Source organism: Chitinophaga ginsengisoli, from assembly GCF_003014595.1.
Lineage (GTDB): Bacteria > Bacteroidota > Bacteroidia > Chitinophagales > Chitinophagaceae > Chitinophaga > Chitinophaga ginsengisoli.
The window spans coordinates 113,082-134,865 of record NZ_PYGK01000001.1 but is presented as its reverse complement, the minus strand read 5'-3'; the positions used below and the strand labels follow the sequence as shown (position 1 = coordinate 134,865).

Genomic DNA, 21,784 nt, shown 5'->3' with positions numbered 1-21,784 from the left:
ATATGGTAGTTAATTTCTATGCCTGTGGCAGGTTTAAGCAGTGGTGTAATGATAAAGCATGATAAAATTATGATAAAAAAGTTTATAAATGATACGCTTATGTAAGAATTATCAGTATGATACGTTCCGTTTCAATACGGAATATTGTTGATATCAGCGAGATGGAGTTATTCACATTTTCATTATTTCCCGTAAATGTGGAAAAATATCTACGAGAAAAATCATGCTGATAGTACCTTTGTGCCTTGGACACGATGGCATTTTGTTTGCCCCCTGAACAGTAGGACTTAACCAACAGAAAAAACGGACAAAAAGATCAATTAATTCGAGAAGAATAACGGATCCCAAAACGTACCCTTTATGAAGAGAATTGCATTCGCTTTTGCGCTATTAGGAACAGTGCTGGCTGTTTTAGCCCAGTACGCTATTATTAACGACTGGACTTTGTTCCGGTTATTTCACACGCTCGGCTTTATCGGATATATTCTGATCATCAGTGCCGCAGCTTCCCTCTCTTTGTTATTCATTCATCAGCTATCAAGAGATGAGAAAATGCGTATCCGGAATAAGAGCTTTGAGTAATATCTTTACGTACTAACTAGTGAATTATGGAAGGTCTGGATGAACCATTTATGCTGAAATTTGAGTACAAGGAGAAACCCCATATCCTGGAGGTACGCCCATGGATACAGCAGTATAAGATCAGCTACAAAGTGACTGTTGAAGAATGCGAGATCACCTTCGAAGAAGACGAGGAAGGACAGCTGAGAGCCATTGGCGATAAGCATGTACATGCGGGACATACCGTTGACCCACAGCTGTTGCAGGACATTGCCCGCCGGATACAGGAAACTGTAAACGGTCAATAAGCGTTAATCCTGATTAGCCTCATCGATAAGGGATTGCTCATCCCATCCCTGCGCTGAAGGATTCCATTTGGTTACCCTTTCATTAGCCATCAGTTTTTCAATTTCTTCAATACGTTCCTTGACAGTATTGATGTAGAGCTTTTTGTCATTTCTGATGGCAGACAGGCCTTTGAGTGCTTTCTCATCCTGTTTCCTGAAAGTGCTGATATTACGATGTGCATGATAGGCTCTTATGCCCAGCATCTGCAGGGCATCTGCTCCCATGCGCAGTGAAGTGTCCAGCGTTTCACGATAGATGTGTAATACACCCAGGTCCATCAGCTCGTAGGTATCAGGAATATGCTCCGCTTTTACCAGCATTTGCAGGTGAGGGAAGTGTTTACGTACAATCTTTACCACATCCAGGGTCTGCTCCACTGTATCCATGGCAACGATAATGATCTTAGCGTCTGCAGCACCCGCGGCTTCGAGCAGATCACGACGGGAAGCATCTCCGTAATATACCTTTACCCCCAGGTTATGGAGTGCATCTACCCGGTCTGAATCCAGATCGAGGATGGTTGCCTTTATACCATTCACACGGAGGAAACGCCCCACAATGTTTCCAAAGCGTCCAAATCCTGCAATGATGACAGGGTGTTTCTCCTGTATTTCGTCTGCTTCACGTGTATTGGTCTCAGTGTTAGGCTGACTGAGCCTTGGCTGAATAATACGCTCGTATATCAGTAACAACAAAGGTGTCAGCGCCATACTAAGTGCTACGACAGCAGTCATGATGCTGACCATCCGGGTAGGAAGTATATTATTTTGCTGGGTAAAGGCCAGTAGTACGAATGCAAATTCTCCTACCTGGGACAGCGCCATACTAAAGAGGAGGTTTTGTTCTATACTGATACGGAATACCCTGCCGAGCACCAGTAATATGATCGCTTTCAGTACCATCAGCGACACCACCAGCCCCAGTATCACCCATGGCATGGACAGTACCAGCTTGAAGTCGATCGACGCTCCTACCGCCATAAAGAATAAACCTAATAACAGGCCTTTAAAGGGTTCTATATCACTCTCCAATTCATGTTTGTATTCGCTGTTGGCTAGTACCACTCCCCCAAGGAAAGCGCCTAACGCCGGACTTAATCCCACAAGGCTCATAAGCACAGAGATGGCTACTACAAGCAACAGGGCGAAAGCAGTAAATAATTCCCTTACACGTGTTTTAGCCACCATCCTTAGTAAAGGACGAACTAAATATTGTCCCGCTATAATGATCACTATCACGGCACCCAATACTACCAGCGTTTGCATCCAGGGGGGTAGATTATCTCTGAGTGTAGGCGTATGGTCTGAGGTACTGTTGGCATTAGGACCTGCCAGTAAAGGGAAGATCGCCAGCATCGGAATGACAGCAATATCCTGGAAAAGCAGTACTGAGAACGCGCTCTGTCCTGCCGTTGATGATAACTGCCCTTTCTCTTTCAGACTTTGCAACACAATTGCTGTAGATGACAGGGACAATGTCATACCCAGGGCCAGCGACGCATTTAGGGGCTGGCCAAGTAAGAGGGCCAGTCCGGCAATGGCGGCCGCTGTGATCAGCACCTGCAATCCCCCAAGTCCCAGGATAGGCGCCCGCATATTCCACAATAATGCTGGTTCCAGTTCAATACCGATCAGGAACAACATCATCACCACGCCAAATTCCGCAAAGTGCATAATATCCTGTCCCTCATGTCCTATAAATCCAAAGAGAGAGGGGCCTATTACTATACCTGCCAACAGGTACCCCAGTACTGAACCTAAGCCGAGTTTTTTGGCTACCGGGATGAAGATCACCGCAGCAGCCAGATATATCATTGCTATGAAGAAGTAAGAATGTTCCATGTTATTGAATTTTTGGTTGTCCGTCCCTTAGCCTTTCCAGCATTTGTTTATAAGAAACGGCCTGCTCCAGGATACCGGTATAGGACAGCCGGTGTGTGCCGTAAACAACAAACGGATCGATATACTGCATGTTACATAGTATCGCTGTTTGTTTGAATGGCAGAAGGAATTCATTGATGGTAAAGTGATGCCATCCCTCTTTACTGTATGATGTTTCCTGAGCGCCGGCTGAAATGACATTGCCGGCTATTTTACCCCGTAACGCAGTCCCTGTGCGGCCATAGGCCCAGCCATGTTCCAGAACGAGGTCCTGCCATTGTTTGATGATAGCGGGAGCGCTGTACCAGTATAAAGGGTGCTGAAATAATATGATGTCGTGCTGCAGGAGTAAGGATTGCTCATGTCTCACATCAATATTCATATCAGGGTACACCTCGTAAAGGTCATGCAGGGTCACACCTTGCATGCCGCGTATGGCAGCCACTAATTGTGAATGCACCCTGGATTTTTCAAATGCAGGATGCGCAAATAAGATCAGAATTTTGGCCATAAACCGGATTAAATTTCAAGCATGATCCGACGGATGAAGATCATGAATACTCCTGCAATAATAATCTATATTGATTAAGTATACCTGATTTGGAAACAAAGCCTACCAGCCGGCCCTCATCAGTGACCGGAAGGTTCCAGGTATGTACTTCGTCAAATTTATTAATTACATCTGCTACATTATCCCGGATATCAATGACCGCGAGAGGAGCTTTCATTAATTGTCTGATGCTCATGGTATCGTACAGAGAGGGTGTGAACATGATCTGCCGTATATCGTCCAGCGTGATAACGCCATCCAGCCGTCCGTCGGGTCCTACCACGCCAATTATATTACGATGGCCCTCTTTCACCAGTTCGATCAGTTGTCTGAGTGTTTCACCGGAAGATATCCGCTGGATGTCTTTTTCTACCAGCTCCTCCAGTTTGAGGACTGAGAGGATATTTTTATCATGCGCCCTGGTGAAGATCTTTCCTTTATCCGCCAGGTGTTTTAACTCAGGAGAAATAGGCGAGAACCATTTCGCCAGCAGGAATGAAGTGGTGGATACGATCATCAGCGGGATAAAAAGATCATACCCGGAACTAGCTTCCGCGATGAGGAAAATAGCGGTCAGCGGTGCATACATCACTCCACTCATAACACCGGCCATTCCTACAATTACCAGGTTGGTGAAGGGAACATCATGGAATCCCAGGTGCGTGCACAACAGGGCAAAGAAGTATCCCAGGAAACCACCTGCAAAAAGAGAAGGGGCAAAGTTACCACCATTACCACCACTATGAATGGTGAAGGCGGTCGCAAATACTTTCAGTAAACAGATGCAACCGGTGAATAACAGCAGTATCCAGTTTTGCGTAGGAATATATCTGAAAAAGCTATTCTGAATGATTTCGTCGGAATGTCCTCCTGCCAGCAATTTTACGCTGGTATATCCTTCTCCGAATAATGGAGGCATCAGCACACATAGAGCAGATACGATCAGCCCTCCTAAAATGGCTTTCTGCAAAACAGACCACTGCAGACCTTTAATAAAATGTTCAACACGCTGCGATATAACAATGAAGTAACGGGCGTATAATGCAGATAACAATCCCAAACCAATGTAGAAGGGAACATTGTGATAATTGAATGGCTGCCTGGTTTCAAAATGGAATAATACTTCCTCCTGCAGAATGACCTTTGATAATAAACTACCACATACTGCGGCTAGTATCAGTGGAATGAAGTCTGAGAAAACAACTCCTGTCAACAGGATCTCGAAGGCGAACATCACCCCGGCAATAGGAGCATTGAAAGCTGCGGCAATACCGGAAGTAGCGCCGGCTGCCAATAGCAACGTTCTTTCCTTGTATCCCAGGTGGTAGTTGCGTGCGTAGTTACTACCGATAGCTGCGCCTGTCACCGCAATAGGGCTTTCCAATCCGGCGGAGCCTCCCAGTCCTACGGTGATAGCGCTCTGCATGATCTGAGAGTACATCTTTACCGGCGGAATAAGACTGGAATTCTGTGCAATTTCATGGAGAATAAGACCAATACCTTTTCTGGACTGGCCTTTGAAACCCCAGATCACCAGCATAGTGGTCAGCACAATGCCCAGGAAGGGAAAGACGGCATAAAAAATAATCTGTGTACTGAAATATACTTTATGGGTAATAAAATAGTGTATATAGTGTACAAGCACTTTAAGCACTACTCCTGCCATTCCGGCTCCAAGCCCAACCAGGATACCTGATAATATAAGGAACTGACTTCTGCTTAATACCTTGTGCAGCCAGTGAATAATAATCTCGTAGCTTCGGACCTTTCCTAAACTATATCGTTCAAAGTCACGCTTAAACTTGAAGAAAGAATGATACTTCCTAATCGTTTTGAATTGGCTCATTACTAATATTTTCTTTCAATCATAATTCAATCAACGCATAAACCTTATCGTTCATATACTTGCCGCCTGGATGACGGGCAGTATAATCAAGGTTTATCCAGTATTCGCCTTTCATTTCGTGGTAGTGGATCTCCTTCACGGGAGGTTGCGGAAACAAAGTGACAATCGCCTGTTTGATAATCTCAAAATCCTCTTTGCTGCCGCAATAGAGCTCGGGATAGGCATGTCCCTGTATGAGTACAATGCGGCAACGCGCACCGATAGATTGCAGGCAGGAAGCCATCAGGATAGAATGGTCATCACAATCTCCTCCCAGGCCATTCTGGATGGTTTCCATAGGAGTCGCAAAATATTCGTCACGATGTGTATCCGGTACGTATTTGAAATGCCTGTTTATATAATGGAACAACGCAAGATAACGGGACACTTTCCCGTATTTTGGAAAATACTCATCAAAATCTTCCACAGAGTGTGCTACGGAAAAATTGCGAACAATGGAATCTTTATAATTGACCTTATCCTGTATGCCTCTTACTGTTTTATCACGATAAGTTTCCACACGCCTGGGGTAAAGGCTGAGGATGTCGAATTGCTTGTTGTTCTTGGCGCCCCAGTTACCCTGTACCATTCCTTTATAATCATTCAGTACATTAACAAAGGAATAATTATCCGTGAAATAATTAACAGACAATATGCTGCACACAAGCACAAAGGCCGGAATGATCAGTGGCTTAAAGATCCAGAGCAACAGACGGGTGAACAGGAAGGCGATCAACACAGCAACAAACATATCCATGTGCCAGCCTTGTACCACTAATGGAGGAATATACCGGTTGAGGTAAGGTGCTAATGGTACAATGGTCAACAGGCTCAGGAGATTGAGCAGAAATTGTTGGAATGTAGTGTATTTACTTTCATCAATGGCCATTATGGTATGCAATAACGCAAAATTATGCCAGATGAATTGCAAAAAAATGTGATCTGCTGTAAAAAGCACTTCTTTTTATGGCGGAATTCCTTTATATTATATTGATTTGTAGTTAGCTGGTTTGGGTTACAGTAGCCAGTACCTTATCGAAATGTTTGAAGGAGGTACTTTTATTGATCAGTGTCATTTGTTGTTGGGTCTGATTATATTGTTTGTCAAAGCGGACCTGCGCGTACATTTTATTAAGCAGTTTAAATCCGGTCAGCAGTAATAATTTGAAATCCATTTTCTGGGAAATCTCAATGGCTGCTTCAGCGGTACGGATGGCCCTGTTTAATTCCTTTTCCTTATAATATACTTCTGCCAGGATCATCTTCTGCAATACTTCAATATGCCGTCCGCTGGTGAAGTCAAACGGATATGTCTTTATCAGCTTGTCCGTATGCTGACATATTTTATTTGCCAGGGCCAGGTTATCAAGGTGGAGGTGAGCCAGCGCCTGCCAGCACAACAGTGATACGCGCAGGGGATTGGTGCGTTGATGTACCAGTGCGGGGAAGCAATCAAATATCCGCTTTGTATAATTGAATATATGTGTATTGTCATTCAGTAGGGCGAAAGCCATACCGGTCATCCGGAATACCATCTCCTGCGCAACGGTGGGTGCATGCCTCGTACTGCCGGTTAAATAACGAGAATAGTTATAGATCTTGTCTTTTATATTTTCATTGATGATCCCAAATTTCAGATACTCATATATAAAGAGGTAGAGATCATAGGGAGATACCCACACCTCGTCATCGATCGTTTCCGGGGAAATGAGTTTCTTGATATTGCTCAGCTCCTGTTCACATTGTTCCGCATCCAGTTGTAATAATGACATTGTGAAAAGGATGCTGCGGATCTTCAGTTTATCATCAGGCATTTCTGACAGATCGAGCAGTGCGTTGAGCACCTTCTTTTTCCCGAAGTGCAGGAAATTATCGTTAATGAAACGACTTAGCGGATTTCTACGGAAATATCCCTGGGGGAATACCGTATTCAGTACGGTCTGCTTTTCACCTTCATGTTGATAATGCAACGCGAGATATTCCAGCAGGTAAGATTTTTCCATTGTGCTCAAAGGCAGGTAGAAGATCTTATGGATCACTTCCGGCTGATCGTTGTTGATAGCATAACGCAGCAGCCATTTAAATATGCCTACGCGGTAGGAAGATGACGGCAGCTGTTTGGCGATCTTTTGCAGCATATGTTCATCAATCAGGTCGCCGGCCTGTTTGATATAATGCATGGCTGAAAAGTATTCGAGTAGGAACTGGTGCGCAAAGCGCACTTTAACGAGAAACATGACCTCCTGGCTAAGGTTCTCCTCCACGAGTATATTATCTGCCAGTAGTTCTTTGTATGCCGGGAAAAGGTCTGCATTTTTATTCAGCAGCAGGTTCTTGTCGGTATGCTGTCCTGCTTTGCCAAGATCGAGCAGCCATAGCATTTTTTCGATGATCCTGACCTTAAAGGTATTGGTCGGTGTGTTGAACACCTTGGTCTGTACAAACTTGGAGATCATCTCAAAAAGACTGAGATGTTCACTGACAAAGTGCTGTTCCGGACCGGTATTCAGTTGACAGAATAACTGCAGATAATAAGGGAATCGTAATTTCTGCAGGAAACCTTCGCTGAAAGTGCGTACAGTGGCAGGGTCAATACGATGATTATATAATACCGACTTCACCTCCTGTTCTGTGAGAGAAGGGAGGTTGATACTGGTTTCTTCGTCCATTTCCGGTCCCAGATACCAGTATCTCCTGAAGGCCGGATACTGAAGTGAATGCTGGAAGATATCAGACCAGGTGCTGCTGCGAATGGAAAGGATCACTTTTACCCAGGGGAACAGGTCGTTCGAGTACACGAATTCTTCCAGTTTGGTGTATAGCAACTTCAGTTTGTCGCCCGCAATGGTGATCTCGTCAAACCCGTCTATTATTAATATCAGCCTTCCCCGTAGCTTATCAAAATGGGAAGCGAAGTACTCCCTGAAGTTTTCTCCCGCACCGAGATTCAGCTGATTATCCAGCCAGGTAGCCAGGGAGAAACCCCGTAACAGGAGGCTACCCGCCGCATGCGCATGAATAAACCAGCAGATATCTTTTTTAAACTTGGCGTCCTTGCTAAACCAGAAATGTTCTGCCATATGCACGAGAGTGACCGATTTGCCCCAGCCTGAAGGTGCTATCAGCGCAGTTGCGGCGTAGTCGCTTTCCAGGAAACGTTCGATATGTGCAAAGCAGGAAGGGCGGGGAACAGTCAGGGCAAAGGGAATGCCTGACCTGTTCTTTAACGTAAGTATGGTATAATGTGAGATGGTAACGGCCTTGTTTTTTAACTCCAGCCACTTGCTGTCGTTCAGTTCATTACCGTCGGTCTGAACATAATGCTGGGCCTGAAAATCATCCCAGTCCTTGTAATTGCAGTACTGCGCCAACGTGTTGAGCGTATAGCGCGAGAAACTATGTTTGGTGGTAGCAAAACCAAATACTCTTTTGAGAGTTGTTTCACTGACCGCCTTTGTGGTTTCATCCCTTATTAAATCAGAAAGACGCTTGCAATCACTGGGTGTGATGGTATCTGCGCCAAACTTACGGGATACTTCATTCTGTAATGTTATGATAAAGTCATAGGAGAGATCTATCATACGGGGACAAGGAAAATGGATTTTGAGTAAATGGATTTGGTTATTCTGAGGTAAACTTACGTATCCATTTTCGATTCAGATTTGTTTATCTAGAAATGGCTGAAATGAACAAAATAGATTAGAATGAACAAGATGTACTATCTGCTGATTATTAACGTAAATGCATGATGCCTATCGGTAATGACCTGATTAGCTGCTTTCAGTTGAAACTATCAAATAAGAAAATTAGTTTATTTAATTAACGTTGTGAACTAATACATGCCAGTTCAAATGGTGAGCACTCCTAATAAAAAATCATAAGTACTCCATAATATTTTTTGAAAACGGTCGTTTCTAAAAAAAACCCGGTTGTACCCTCATTCGCAGAAGAACCTGTATATAATACTATTTCTCCGACTTTACAGGCTGTGAATGAAATGAACACTTGATTTACATGGAATGAACGAAATGAACAGCCTCTTCTATACTGAATAAAAAGACCTTCTTTTAAACCATCCTATCAGCCTATTTTCGCCCCGTTGTTTTCAAATTTTCAATATTCCTCAACATAAGGACCCCTTGGGTGTATTCAGCTTATTTTAAGCTGGTAACGCCCCATCCTTATCCCTGAGCTTCATAGCCCTGCCCCTGAGTTAAGATTGAAGGAGAACTGTGTACATGTTTTTTACACCAGAAAAACACACTACCCCGAACCAATTGAATACTAAATATTATGTATTTTAATGCTACCCTGAAAAGCCCCATGAGAGCTTTTATGCTTATTTTTATTTATCTCGTCTGGCTGGTGGGGTTACCCCTGGGTAAAACTTCCGCAAAGGAACTACCCGTAACCAATACTGCATTGACCAGCAATGCGGCAAGCTGGTTGGATAATTATCTTTCCCATCACCCTCATTCCCCCTTATTGAGCAGCGCCTGGCGCTCCGGCGGCAGGTATTTTGCCGAAGGGCCCCTGTGGAGCCATGCCGGCAGCCAGTCATTCGTTACATTCGGAGTGGCCTGTGGCTTGTGCCGCGTGGACGATGGCGCCAATGCTATTGATGGGAATCTGAATACCGCGGCCACTCTCGTGCTGCCGGTCGGCGCCGTGGGCGGTGTCGGACTTAAACTTAAATTTTCAGGTAGCTATCAGGCGGGAGACCGGGTGGCGCTCGACCTTGAAATTCCCGATCAGATTTATTCAAAGCAGCTTCTTTCGGCGCTGTCTGTGAATACTTTTAATGGAGGAGTATCCAATAATGACCAGATCTCACTGGATAGCGCAACAGTCAGAATAAGCGTATTGGGCGTTGGTTTGGGAAGCACCCCAAAGTTCCGGGTTATCGTTCCCATTACACATAATTTTGATGAGGTGCAGATCAGCCTTTCGGCTTTGATCGCCGAGTTTGGGTCTTTACGTGTTTATGAGGCAACGGCTTTCATTCCTGTAACAGTGAATCCCTCAGCTCCCACTGTCACTTCCGGAGGTACTGTTACTTTCTCGTCTTCCATCAGGATCCCGGGGGCTACCTTCAACTGGTATGCCGCTCCTGAAGGAGGATCGCCTGTATTCAACAGCGGCGGTTTTACAACACCTGCTTTAAAACGTACCACTACGTATTATGTAGCGGCCACCAATCCGGCCGACGGACTTGTAAGTCCCGTTCGTACACCTGTTACTGTTAAAGTCAGTGGCGGCATTGGACCCATATGGACATTTGCGGATCAGGAAGAAAGCCCCGTGACAGCTGGTATTGCCTGCGCATTATGTGCTGTGAATAACCCTGCCAGGGCAGTTGACGGGGATACTACTACTGCTTCAACACTCTCACTACCTGTTGGCGCGCTGACGGCTGTAGGGCAGTTACTGAAGTTTCCTGGCGACTATAAAGCCGGAGATCAGATCGTATTGGATCTGCAGATCCCCGGTCAGTTGGTTTCTGCAGCTGCATTGGCTGCCATTCAGGTACAGACCTTTAATAATGACATTGCCAATAATGATATTACAAACCTGGGAGCAGGCAGTATTCGTGTGGACGCGTTGGGACTGGGTGCAGGCGGAACGCATAAGTTCCGTGTAACAGTTCCTGTAACCAAGGACTTTGATGCAGCCCAGATAAGTCTGTCCTCTGCATTTGCTGCTTTCGGTTCGCTCAATATATATGAAGCAGCAGCTACTATTCCTGTTACCGTTACTCCTGCTGCACCACTGATTACAGCAGGTAGTAGTGTAACGCTGACTGCCAGCACCGATGCACGCGTGGCGACTCCTGTTTACAGATGGTATACAACACCAACAGGTGGAACGCCTGTCGCTATCGGCGGTAGCTTCCCTACGCCTTTGCTGAGCCGTACTACCACTTATTATGCTGAAGCATATAGTCCGGCAGATAACCTGAGCAGTTACGCACGCACGCCGGTTACGGTAAGGGTAGCTGGTGGTCCAGGCACTATCTGGAGCTATGGGCAGGAACAGCAAGGTCCTATTACCAGCGGCATTGCCTGTGCGGCATGTTCAGTAACGACTCCCGATCTGGCTGTAGATGGAGATACAACTACTTCTTCGATACTGACAGTTCCATTGGGCGTATCTGGTTCCGTAGGTCAATTGGTAAAACTACCCGGCGTATATCAGCCTGGGGACAGCATCGTATTATTCCTGGAATCTCCTACAGAGGACCTTGCAGGATTAGTGCTGCCAAGGGTGAGAGTAACGACTTATAATAACAGCATCGCAGGTCCGGCAGTATCCAACAATGATGGCATAAACCTCGATGCATCAGTTGTAAAACTACAACTGTTGGGAGTAGGGTTGAATAGTGCCCGGAAGTTCCGTGCGAGCATTCCCGCTACTAAAACCTTCGATGGCGTACAGGTTGATTTCGGAGGGCTGGTAGGTGTATCCGGCTCATTGAAACTGTATGAAGTAGCAGCGATGATACCTGTAACGGTATTGCCGCAGCCGGCTAAAACCGCCTATAATACTTCCATTACTTTAACCCCTTCCATCCGTATTGCAAATCCGGTGTTCCACTGGTATACTACTCCGCAGGGAGGAACGCCTGTTTTCACCGGTTCCGGCGCTTTTAAGACCCCTTCTCTTATCCGTAATACAACCTACTATGTAGCCGCAGAAGATCCTGCCGGTACAACAAGCCTGGTAAGGACGGCAGTACCTGTGACCATTGGTGGCGGCACTGGTCCGCTATGGACATATGGCACCGGCCAGCAGGCCCCTATTATGTCCGGTGTGGCCTGTGCGTTGTGTAATGCACAGAATCCGGCGCTGGCAGCAGATGGAGACTCTACTACCGCCTCCCATTTATCATTGCCTTTAGGTATTGCCACTACGTTGGGACAGAAGATCACTTTCCCGGGTACATACCACAGTGGTGACAGTATTATTCTGATACTGGGTTCAGAAGCTGATATCCTGGCAGATGCATCATTGCTGGGAAGTATCGGCGTAACAACTTCCCTGAATAATGTAAGCAACAATGATAAGCAGCTATTGACCAGTGGCTTGCTGGGTTATAATGTGCTCCAGGGAGCAAATGGCATCAAAAGGTTCCGGGTAGCTATACCTGTATCACATACCTTCGATGCCGCACAAATAGATCTCGGCAGCCTCCTCGGCGCCAATAATTCTTTATATATCTATGAGGCTATAGCAATGACGCCGGTGACGGTTGCCCCGAGCCCTGCGATTATTACTGCAGGACAAACAGCTACGCTCAATGCTACATTGCCTGCTATTCCCGGTGTTATCTTCAATTGGTATGAGACGCCGGAAGGCGGGTCGCCAATATACACCGGCAGCAGTTTTAAAACACCTCCGTTATTCCAGCATAAAACTTACTATGTGGAAGCCATATCTCCTGGCGATGGTCTGGTCAGCATCAGGAGAACAGCGGTAGACGTGAATGTGAACAGTACCAGTGGAAATGGACAGTTAAGCTGTAGTGGTTCTCAGACACAGAGTTCTGGTACGGGAGGGATCGCCTGTTTACTATGTACCGTTGATAATCCTGGGTTGGCAGTAGATACAGACCCCGCTACCGCATCTGCCATGCGCCTCGGAGTAGGAGTTGGAGGATATGTTTACCAGGACCTGGTATTCCCGATTGCGGGTAAAGCTGGAGACACTATACGTCTGGGGCTTGGCACTACTACAGGATTGCTTGATCTGGCCCTGCTTACGAATATCGGTGTAGGTCTTGGAAATGGGGCAAGACCTACGGACGCTGAAATGGGAAGTCTTCAGAGCGATCTGCTGGCAGTTCGTTTGCTGAACGGTGTGCAGCAAAATGCTTACACTTTCGTCGCCAATAAAACTTTTGATAGGGTTGAGATTCGCCTGAATGCATTGGTAGGCGCAATTACTGTACTGAACGTATATTATGCGCAGGTAGTAACACCTGTTGCACAGGTGGCTGCAGGGAACATATTCACCTGTAGCGGAAGCCCCGCTGTGCTGAGTGCCATTGGGCCTGCCGGTTATACCTTACGCTGGTACACTTCATATACTGGTGGCGCTCCGGTGGGTTATGGCGCGTCATTTACTACCCCGGCTATTACAAAAGACACTACCTATTTCGTACAAGCTGTTGGCGCTGACAGTTGCGGCAGTGAAAGACGTACACCTGTGCAGGTAAAAACAGGCCTGCCAGGAGTAGTGGTGACGCCTTCTTCTACTTCTGTAGCGGACGGTACTACACCTACATTTAGCGTCGTTGCCCCTAATCCGGGTTTCATTTATAACTGGTATAATGTGCCAACAGGCGGTACTCCCGTATTTGTTGGTACACAGTTTACCACACCTCCGGTAACTGCGAATGCGACCTACTATGCAGAAGCGGTATTGCAGGGCAATGCCAGCTGTAAAAGCTTGCGTACGCCTGTAGCTGTTATACTGAATGGCGACGGCGGACCAACAAATCCTGGTGATATCGACTGTGGTGGTGCTACCAGCCAGCTGGTCACTACAAGTGGTCTTTGTGTAGGTTGTTTTGTGGAAAAGCAGGATTCTGCGGTTGATAACAGTACGAAGACAGCATCATTGATGCATCTCGTGCTGGGAGTAGGCGGGAACATACAGCAATCACTCATCTTCCCCACTCCGGGTACATCTGCCGACAGCATTCGTATTAAACTGGGCTTTGTTACCGGTATAGCAGACCTGGGCCTGTTATCCGGTATTCAGATCTCTTCATCCAATAAAACCACTGCCAATAATGATGTGGTTACCCTGAGCCCGGGACTGTTGAATCTTCAGTTGTTGAATGGCAACAGGGAACTGGTTTACTCCTTTGCACCTGGAGCCGCCTTTGACAGGGTGAATATTAAACTAATGGGTCAGGTAACGGCACTCACCGATCTGAAGATCTATTCCGCCCAGGTTTATAGAGGCATCCCTACAGTAGAAAAAGATACCGTTTACATATGCCAGGGTAGTACAGCTATCCTCCGCGCTACAGGACCTGGCACTTCTTTCCGTTGGTATAATCAGCCTGTTGGAGGTACTGTACTGGCTACAGGCGCCACTTATCAGGTAAGTGATGTGACCAATGCTATCTACTATGTAGAATCGGTTTCTTCATCTGGTTGTGTGAATCCGGTAAGGAAAGCAGTATATGTGATCGTTGGTTTGCCACAACCATTGGTAACACCGGCAGTAAGCAAAATCAATGCTGGTCAGACAGCTACATTCACTGTTAATAATCCTAATCCGGCATATCAGTATAATTGGTACAATGCACCTTCGGGTGGTACATTGTTAAAGGGCAATGCCACAAGCTTTACAACACCTGCATTGTCTGCTGATGCAGTCTATTATGTAGAAGTAAAAGACCCTGCAAATAGCTGTACCAGCCCAACGCGTGCTGTAGTACGGGCAGAGATCAACGTGCCGAACGAACCGACGCCATGTAGTTATGCTACACAACAGGTAAGTCCTGTTATTGCTGGTGTCTGCCTGTTATGTTCTGTTGCTGATCCGGCACAGGCAGTAGACCAGAATGCAAATTCTGCATCTACGATCACTTCTACCCTAAGTGCAGTAGGATATGTGGGGCAGTTGTTACAATTTGGCAACACTTACCCTGCAGGAGACAGTATTACGCTGGATCTGGAAATTCCGGGACAGGTAGCAGATGTTGCATTGTTGGGCGGTGTGAAACTGGAGTCCTACAATGGAAATACAGCTAATGGAGATGCTATATTCCTGAATAATTCAACAGTACATGTGATGCTGTTGAACACTGGTAATAAGTTCCGGGTAACGTTACCGGTTAATAAAGCCTTCAATGGTGTATTAGTAAGTATTAACGGCGTTGTGGCCGCGCTCACCCGCGTCAAAGTATACTTTGCTGCTGTCGTGACAAAAAGACCACAGGTGGCTACGCCAACAATAGATATATGCAGTGGCGGTACCGCTACCCTAACGGCAACATCTTCTAATGGAGCAAATCTGGCCTGGTATGCCACCGCTGTTGGTGGCACGCAACTGTCCGGAAATGGTACTTATATCACGCCGGCACTCACAGCTTCTGCTACTTATTATGTGGAAGCCAGCCGCTTTGGTTGTGCTAATCCTGTGAGGATACCAGTGAGGGTGAATGTAGGAACAGCACCCGCTGCGCCTACCGCTGCCGGAAGAAGTATCTGCACGGGTAATCCAGCTGCGTTGCTGGCAACTGCGCCGGCAGGAGCTACGTTCCGCTGGTATTCCGCCGCTACAGGTGGTACACTGCTGGCATCCACAGCCAACTATACGACAAACGTCCTGACTGCAGATACTGCTTTCTATGTGGAAGCAGATAATAATGGTTGTAAGAGTACAACCAGAACAAGAGTGCCGGTAACAGTGAGTCCGGCTCCAACCAATCTCACCGTAACGCCGCCGTCTACGGCCATTATCCGTGGCCAGGGCGCCATCTTTACGGCAAATGCTACAGGTACAAATGTGATCTATAAATGGTACAGCATGGCAGGCGACTCTATCTTCACCGGAGCCGTGTTCAATACTGGTCCTTTGTCGGCCACTACTACCTACTCCGTAGAAGCAGTAAATGCCGCCGGTTGTAAAAATGGTCCGAGAGTATCCGTAACGGCTACCGTGGTGCCAGGTAGTAACGACATCCCTTGTGATGCCGCCACCAGCCAGGAAAATCTTGCTAATGGTATTTGTGTGGGTTGTTATGTTGAAAACCCGAATCTGGCAGTTGATAACAGTACACTGTCTAAATCCACACTGCATGTGGTCCTTGGATTGTTGAACGGTTATGTACAGCAATCACTGATCTTCCCGCAGATCAGCGAGCCAGGTGATAGCACTGTAATATCATTCTCTTTCGATAACACATTGGCGGATGTTGGTCTGTTGTCAGCCATTGAAATAGGATCGTACAATGGAGCTGTTTCCAATAATGACTTCATTGCCCTGAATAACCCGGCGATAAAACTGACCTTACTGGGAGGTAATACACAGGCGCTGGCAGGCTTTAAGCCGAAAGCGCTGTTTGACAGGCTTGTGATACGTCTGAGATCCGGTGCTGCTGCTGCATTGAGTGCGGTGAACGTACATTTCGCAAGCCGCGTTGTTGGGCTGCCGAAAGTGAAAGGGGATACAGTGTGTACGGGTAACCGTGCAACGCTGATAGCAAATGGTCCGGCAAATGTATCCTTCCGCTGGTATACAACAGCAACAGGTGGTACCGCTATTTCTACCGGTACAAGTTATCAGACGCCTGTACTGACAGCCAATACCACTTACTATGTAGAAGCTGTTAAGACAAGCCTGAACTGTCCTAACCAGCAGCGTGTAGCGGTAACAGCAATTGTAGATCCTGTACCAGGTGTAGCAGTATTGGATACAACCGCGCTGGCTATCTGCAGCGGCAGTACTGCCACCTTTAATGTGAAACCGGTGCCTGGTGTGATCTACCGCTGGTACACTGCTCCGGCAGGCGGCACATTACTGTTCACAGGTACTTCTTACACAACACCTGGTCTGACTGCTACCACAGCCTATTATATTGAAGCTTCCAATGCCACGGGTTGTACCAATACCACCCGTAAGATGGTAACCGCCAATGTCGTTGGCCGACCAGATGCGCCGGTAGTAACTACCGGTAATGTGACTATCTGTGCAAACAACAGCGCAGAACTGACAGCTACGTCTGCTACTACGGGCGCCGCATTCCGCTGGTATACAACAGCGACAGGCGGTACGCCGGTATTTACAGGGGCTTCCTTCCAGACACCGGTACTGACAGCAACCACCACTTATTATGTGGAAGCAGCTGCAGGCGCCTGTGCCAGTGCATCAAGGACCGCAGCGGTTGTTACCGTCAATCCGGTACCTGCTGCACCAACTGTAACAACGGTACCAGTGGATGGAGAAGTCGTGTCTGGCCAGTCGGCAACCTTGACTGCAAGCTCCGCAACGCCAGGTGTGGTGTATAACTGGTATACAGTTGCTACCGGCGGTAGCCCTGTGTTTACCGGAGCAGTGTTTACGACTCCTGCTCTGACCAGTGGCATCACCTACTATGTAGAAGCGGTGGCAGGCGCGGGTAGTTGTCCAGGTGAACGCACTGCGGTTCCATTAACAGTAACTGTAGTACCGAATACTGCCTGTGATTTTGCAAATGCACAAATAAACAGCACCACAGCTGTCTGTGCACTATGCTCAGTTGTAGATGCACAGAATACGACAGATGCTGATGTCAATAACTATTCAATACTCTCAGTACCACTGGCTGCGGGTGGTGGCAGTGTGCAGCAAAGCCTCATCTTCCCGGCAGTAGCAGCAGCAGGCGATAGCGTGCGTATTGTGATGGAACTGCCAGCACAGCTAATAGATGTAAGTTTATTGAGCGCTCTGGAGATATCCAGCTTTAACGGAGCGACTCCAAATAACGATGCCCTCTTGTTGAATAATGATAACGTGAGCATCAGGATACTGAACGGCAGTAGCAAATTCACCGTTGCCTTTGCACCTGGTGCGGCCTACGACCGTGTACAGGTACGCCTGAGAGGAGGTGTGATAGCAGCACTGGTGAAAGCATATATCTATTATGCAACAAGGCAGGTGTCAGCCCCGGTAGTAGCTACCCGCAATGTGACTATTTGTAGTGGCAATACGGCTACGCTGACGGCAACATCCAGCCCGGTAGCCAAACTGGAATGGTATGATGCTCCTGTCGGCGGACAGAAAGTGTTTGAAGGTGCCTCCTTCATCACACCAGCGTTGACAGCTACGAAAACATATTATGTACAGAGTGTGCGCACCAGCAATGATTGCGCTAATTCAAACAGGGTATCTGTAACAGTAAGTGTGGTACCAGGACTGGTGGCACCGACTGTAAATAGTGCTGCTATCTGTGTAGGTCAGCAGGCTACCCTGACGGCAAATGTTACAGGTCAGAATATCCAGACCCGCTGGTATAGCGCACCTATAGGTGGTACACTGTTGTTCACAGGTACTACTTATGTCACCAATGCACTGAATGCAGATACTGCATTCTATGTAGAGACAGGTAATGGGGCCTGTACTCTGACGGCAAGGGTGAAAGCAACTGTAACAGTAGGTGGTGGCGCACCGGCGCCAGTGCTGGAAGATCAGAACGTTGACATTTGTGCGGGTGGTACGGCTACCTTCAAGGTAACATCTGCAACTGCAGGTATTACTTACAGATGGTATTCAGCATTGACAGGTGGTACACTGGTAAATACAGGTGATTCATACACGACTCCTGTACTTTCAGCCACTACTGTTTACTATGTAGAGGCCAGCAGTAATGGTTCAGCATGTGGCCAGTCCAGTGCAAGGGTGGCAGCTACAGCTACTGTAGCCGCAAGGCCAGCAGTTCCAACACTCGTAAGTGATAATGTGGAAATATGCGCTGGTCAGAACGCCCTGCTGTTTATACAGAATCCACAGAATAGTATAAGCTACCAGTTCTATACTGCACCAACAGGTGGTATACTGGCATCCACAGGTCCGGTATTTGTCGTGACGGGCCTTACCGGCGATGCAACGTTCTATGTGCAGGCGGTGAACAACAATGGTTGTGTGAATGCGGGCGACCGTGTACCTGTTGCGATCAAAGTATTACCGGCTCCGGCAACACCAGTGGTAACAACGCCAGCAGTCAGTGTATGCCCGGGATCGACGGTGACCCTGGCCGTACAGAATCCGAATGCAGCACTCAGCTATAAATGGTACACCACTGCAACAGGTGGTACACCGCTGGACTCAGGCAGCAGCTTTACAACACCTGCTATTAATACAGCTACCAACTACTATGTAGAAGCTGGTAATGGTACCTGCAGCAGTCCTGCAAGAGCGCGGGTGACTGTAAGCCTTTCTACAGCACCTCCGGTTCCTGTAGTTGAATCCAATAATGTAAGCACCTGTACAGGTACCGCAACACTTCGCGTCACTTCCGACACAACCGGTGTGACCTATAACTGGTATACTGTTGCTACTGGCGGCACACCGGTAGCCAGTGGACCGGAGTTCACGACTCCTGTTCTTAACAATACCACTACTTACTATGTAGAAGCAGTAAGCACTAATAACCAGTGTACCGGTACAAGTGCCAGAGCGTCAGCTACCGTAACGGTAGGGGTAGCTCCGGATGTACCAGTACTGACTTTCACTAATCCAATAATAATATGTGCCGGTGATGATGTGACTCTGTTTGTAAAGAATCCTAATCCGGCATACACTTATCGCTGGTACACAACGGCAACAGGAGGTACTCCGATTGCTACGGGCAGCAGCTTTACTACGCCGGTTATCAACGCAGCAGTAAACTACTATGTAGAGGCTGTGAATGGCAATTGTACCAGCGCTGCAAGAGCTCAGGCGGCCATTTTTGTATCTACTGCGCCTCCTGTGCCGGTACTTGAGTCAAACAATGTAAGTATCTGTACGGGAGAGACCGCAACGCTGCGCGTAACTTCCAGTACAAATGGTATGCTGTATAGTTGGTATACTGTGGCTACTGGTGGTACGCCGATAGAATACGGTCCTGAGTTCACGACTCCTGCTCTTACCAGCACCACTACCTACTACGTAGATGGAACAACTACTAATAATCAGTGTATCGGTACCAGCGCGCGGGTTGCAGTTACAGTAACAGTGGGTGTGTCTCCGAATGTACCGGTACTGACGGCTGCCAATGTAAGGGTGTGTGCTGGTCAGGATGTGACTTTGTCAGTACAGAACCCACAGGCGGGAATCACCTACCAATGGTTCGATGCACCAACAGGCGGTACGTTGGTATTCACGGGGAATGCCTTCACTGTAACAGCTGTGAGCACAGATGTCAGCTACTATGTGCAGGCTACATTAGGTGCAACCTGTGTAAGTGCCAGCCGTGCAACGGCAAGTATAGTGGTAGATGCAGCAGCACCAACGCCGGATGTTGTTGCCGCGAATGTAGTCACCTGCGTAGGTGGTACAGCAACATTCAATGTGCTCAACCCTGACGCAGCACTGACCTATCGCTGGTATGATGCACCGGCCAATGGAACCCTCTTGGCTTCGGGACCAGAATACACAACGGCGACATTGAATAATAATACCACTTTCTATGTTGAAGCATTGAATGGCTCCGGTTGCAGCAGCCAGGCGAGAAAAGGAGTAACTGCAACAGTAGTGAATACCATTGATGCGCCATTGGCGGATGGTACAACGATCTGTGCAGGCCAATCAGCCGTACTCAATGTGAAAGATCCGCTGGCGGGCATCAGTTACAAATGGTATACAGCTGCCACAGGTGGTACTCCTGTCTTCACAGGTGCAGCCTTTACCACAGCACAACTGGATGCGAATACGACATACTATGTAGAAGCAGCTACAGGTGGTTGCGTAAGCCAGAGCCGTACTATTGTACAGGTAACAGTCAATCCGACACCATCATCCCCTGCGGTAAGCAATGCCGCAATAACCGCATGCCCTGGTGAAGTCGTAACACTGAGCGTACAAAATCCAAATACAAGTCTGACCTACAACTGGTATACCAGCCTGACAGGTGGTACGCCGGTGGCAACAGGCAGCTCTATCATGACACCGGCAATCACGGCAAATGCTACTTACTATATAGAGGCACTGAATACCTCCGGTTGTGCAAGCATTACCCGTACACCTGTAAGTATAACAGTAGGTGCTTCCGCTAATGCGCCAATAGTAACCGGTAATGGAGCTGGCATCTGTCCTGGTAATATGGCAACACTTTCTGCTACATCAACCACCGCAAACGCCACATTCCGCTGGTATACTACCGCTACAGGCGGCGCACCGGTAGGAACAGGCGCTTCATTCACCACACCTGCCCTCAGCCAGGGTACAACCTACTATGTAGAGGCAGTGACAACAGGTGGTTGCAGCAGTACTTCCAGAACAGCTGTACAGGTGAATATCCTCGAACCACTCGCTCCGCCGGTTGTAACGGTAACAGAGACAACACCGACTGAGGTAACCTTTGCGTGGACCGCAGTGCCGGGTGCAACAGCCTACCAGGTAACCCTGGATAACGGAGTGACTTATGTTGTTCCAAGTTCCGGAGCCGAAGGGCTTGTACATGTTATCTCCGGTTTAGCGCCTGCACAGTCAGTGAGTATCCGTGTAAGAGCATTGGGTAATGCAGATTGTGAAACCAGTGGACTCTCCGATGCAGTGACAGGTACAACAGAGAACCCGCAGGGCAACAACATCTTTGTACCAAACGTGTTCACGCCAAACGGTGATGGAATGAACGATGTGCATTATGTATACGGCAATACTATCGCAAACATAGTAGTGAGGTACTACAACCAGTTTGGTCAACAGATATTTGAGACCAAAGATCAGCGCATCGGATGGGATGGTACCATGGGTGGACGTCAGCAGCCTGTGGGTGTCTACATCTACGTACTCCGCGCTACGCTTCAGGATGGTTCCATCGTGAATAAGAAAGGAACCGTTACTATCGTCCGCTAATCGGGT

Annotated in this window: 8 protein-coding genes; 3 read left to right on the top strand and 5 right to left on the bottom strand. The window is 47.4% G+C overall.

The window, feature by feature from the left end; translation table 11 throughout:
* Nucleotides 1–360 precede the first annotated feature (360 nt).
* Nucleotides 361–582: a hypothetical protein gene (locus tag CLV42_RS00525; protein WP_106599952.1), complete on the top strand. Its 222-nt coding sequence runs from the start codon at nt 361–363 to the stop codon at nt 580–582.
* Between the two features lie 26 nt (nt 583–608).
* Nucleotides 609–869 (top strand): hypothetical protein, encoded by a 261-nt coding sequence (locus CLV42_RS00520; protein WP_106599951.1) that lies wholly within the window; start codon nt 609–611, stop codon nt 867–869.
* Nucleotides 870–872: 3 nt separating this feature from the next.
* Here the strand turns inward: CLV42_RS00520 and CLV42_RS00515 are convergent, their stop codons facing one another.
* The 5 genes from CLV42_RS00515 to CLV42_RS00495 all read right to left on the bottom strand — a co-directional run bounded on the left by CLV42_RS00515 (nt 873) and on the right by CLV42_RS00495 (nt 8,805).
* A complete protein-coding gene (locus CLV42_RS00515) occupies nt 873–2,750 on the bottom strand; it encodes a monovalent cation:proton antiporter-2 (CPA2) family protein (protein WP_106599950.1) in 1,878 nt (625 codons plus the stop codon).
* Between the two features lies 1 nt (nt 2,751).
* Complete coding sequence (locus CLV42_RS00510) at nt 2,752–3,300, bottom strand: NAD(P)H-dependent oxidoreductase (protein ID WP_106599949.1); 549 nt, start codon at nt 3,298–3,300, stop codon at nt 2,752–2,754.
* 40 nt (nt 3,301–3,340) lie between these two features.
* Nucleotides 3,341–5,185, bottom strand: coding sequence for a chloride channel protein (locus CLV42_RS00505; protein WP_106599948.1), 1,845 nt, complete (start codon nt 5,183–5,185; stop codon nt 3,341–3,343).
* 19 nt (nt 5,186–5,204) lie between these two features.
* Entirely contained in the window at nt 5,205–6,113 is a 909-nt protein-coding gene (locus tag CLV42_RS00500; protein ID WP_106599947.1) for a transglutaminase-like domain-containing protein, read from the bottom strand.
* Between the two features lie 112 nt (nt 6,114–6,225).
* Complete coding sequence (locus CLV42_RS00495; RefSeq protein WP_106599946.1) at nt 6,226–8,805, bottom strand: NACHT domain-containing protein; 2,580 nt, start codon at nt 8,803–8,805, stop codon at nt 6,226–6,228.
* Nucleotides 8,806–9,559: 754 nt separating this feature from the next.
* On the opposite strand from CLV42_RS00495, the gene CLV42_RS00490 reads away from it, so the two are divergent.
* Nucleotides 9,560–21,778: a gliding motility-associated C-terminal domain-containing protein gene (locus CLV42_RS00490; protein WP_146154286.1), complete on the top strand. Its 12,219-nt coding sequence runs from the start codon at nt 9,560–9,562 to the stop codon at nt 21,776–21,778.
* Nucleotides 21,779–21,784 lie beyond the last annotated feature (6 nt).

Bases quoted from the DNA above. Each gene is read 5' to 3' on its own strand.
- CLV42_RS00525 (WP_106599952.1), top strand. From the start codon at position 361: ATGAAGAGAATTGCATTCGCTTTTGCGCTATTAGGAACAGTGCTGGCT.
- CLV42_RS00520 (WP_106599951.1), top strand. From the start codon at position 609: ATGGAAGGTCTGGATGAACCATTTATGCTGAAATTTGAGTACAAGGAG.
- CLV42_RS00515 (WP_106599950.1), bottom strand. From the start codon at position 2,750: ATGGAACATTCTTACTTCTTCATAGCAATGATATATCTGGCTGCTGCG.
- CLV42_RS00510 (WP_106599949.1), bottom strand. From the start codon at position 3,300: ATGGCCAAAATTCTGATCTTATTTGCGCATCCTGCATTTGAAAAATCC.
- CLV42_RS00505 (WP_106599948.1), bottom strand. From the start codon at position 5,185: ATGAGCCAATTCAAAACGATTAGGAAGTATCATTCTTTCTTCAAGTTT.
- CLV42_RS00500 (WP_106599947.1), bottom strand. From the start codon at position 6,113: ATGGCCATTGATGAAAGTAAATACACTACATTCCAACAATTTCTGCTC.
- CLV42_RS00495 (WP_106599946.1), bottom strand. From the start codon at position 8,805: ATGATAGATCTCTCCTATGACTTTATCATAACATTACAGAATGAAGTA.
- CLV42_RS00490 (WP_146154286.1), top strand. From the start codon at position 9,560: ATGCTTATTTTTATTTATCTCGTCTGGCTGGTGGGGTTACCCCTGGGT.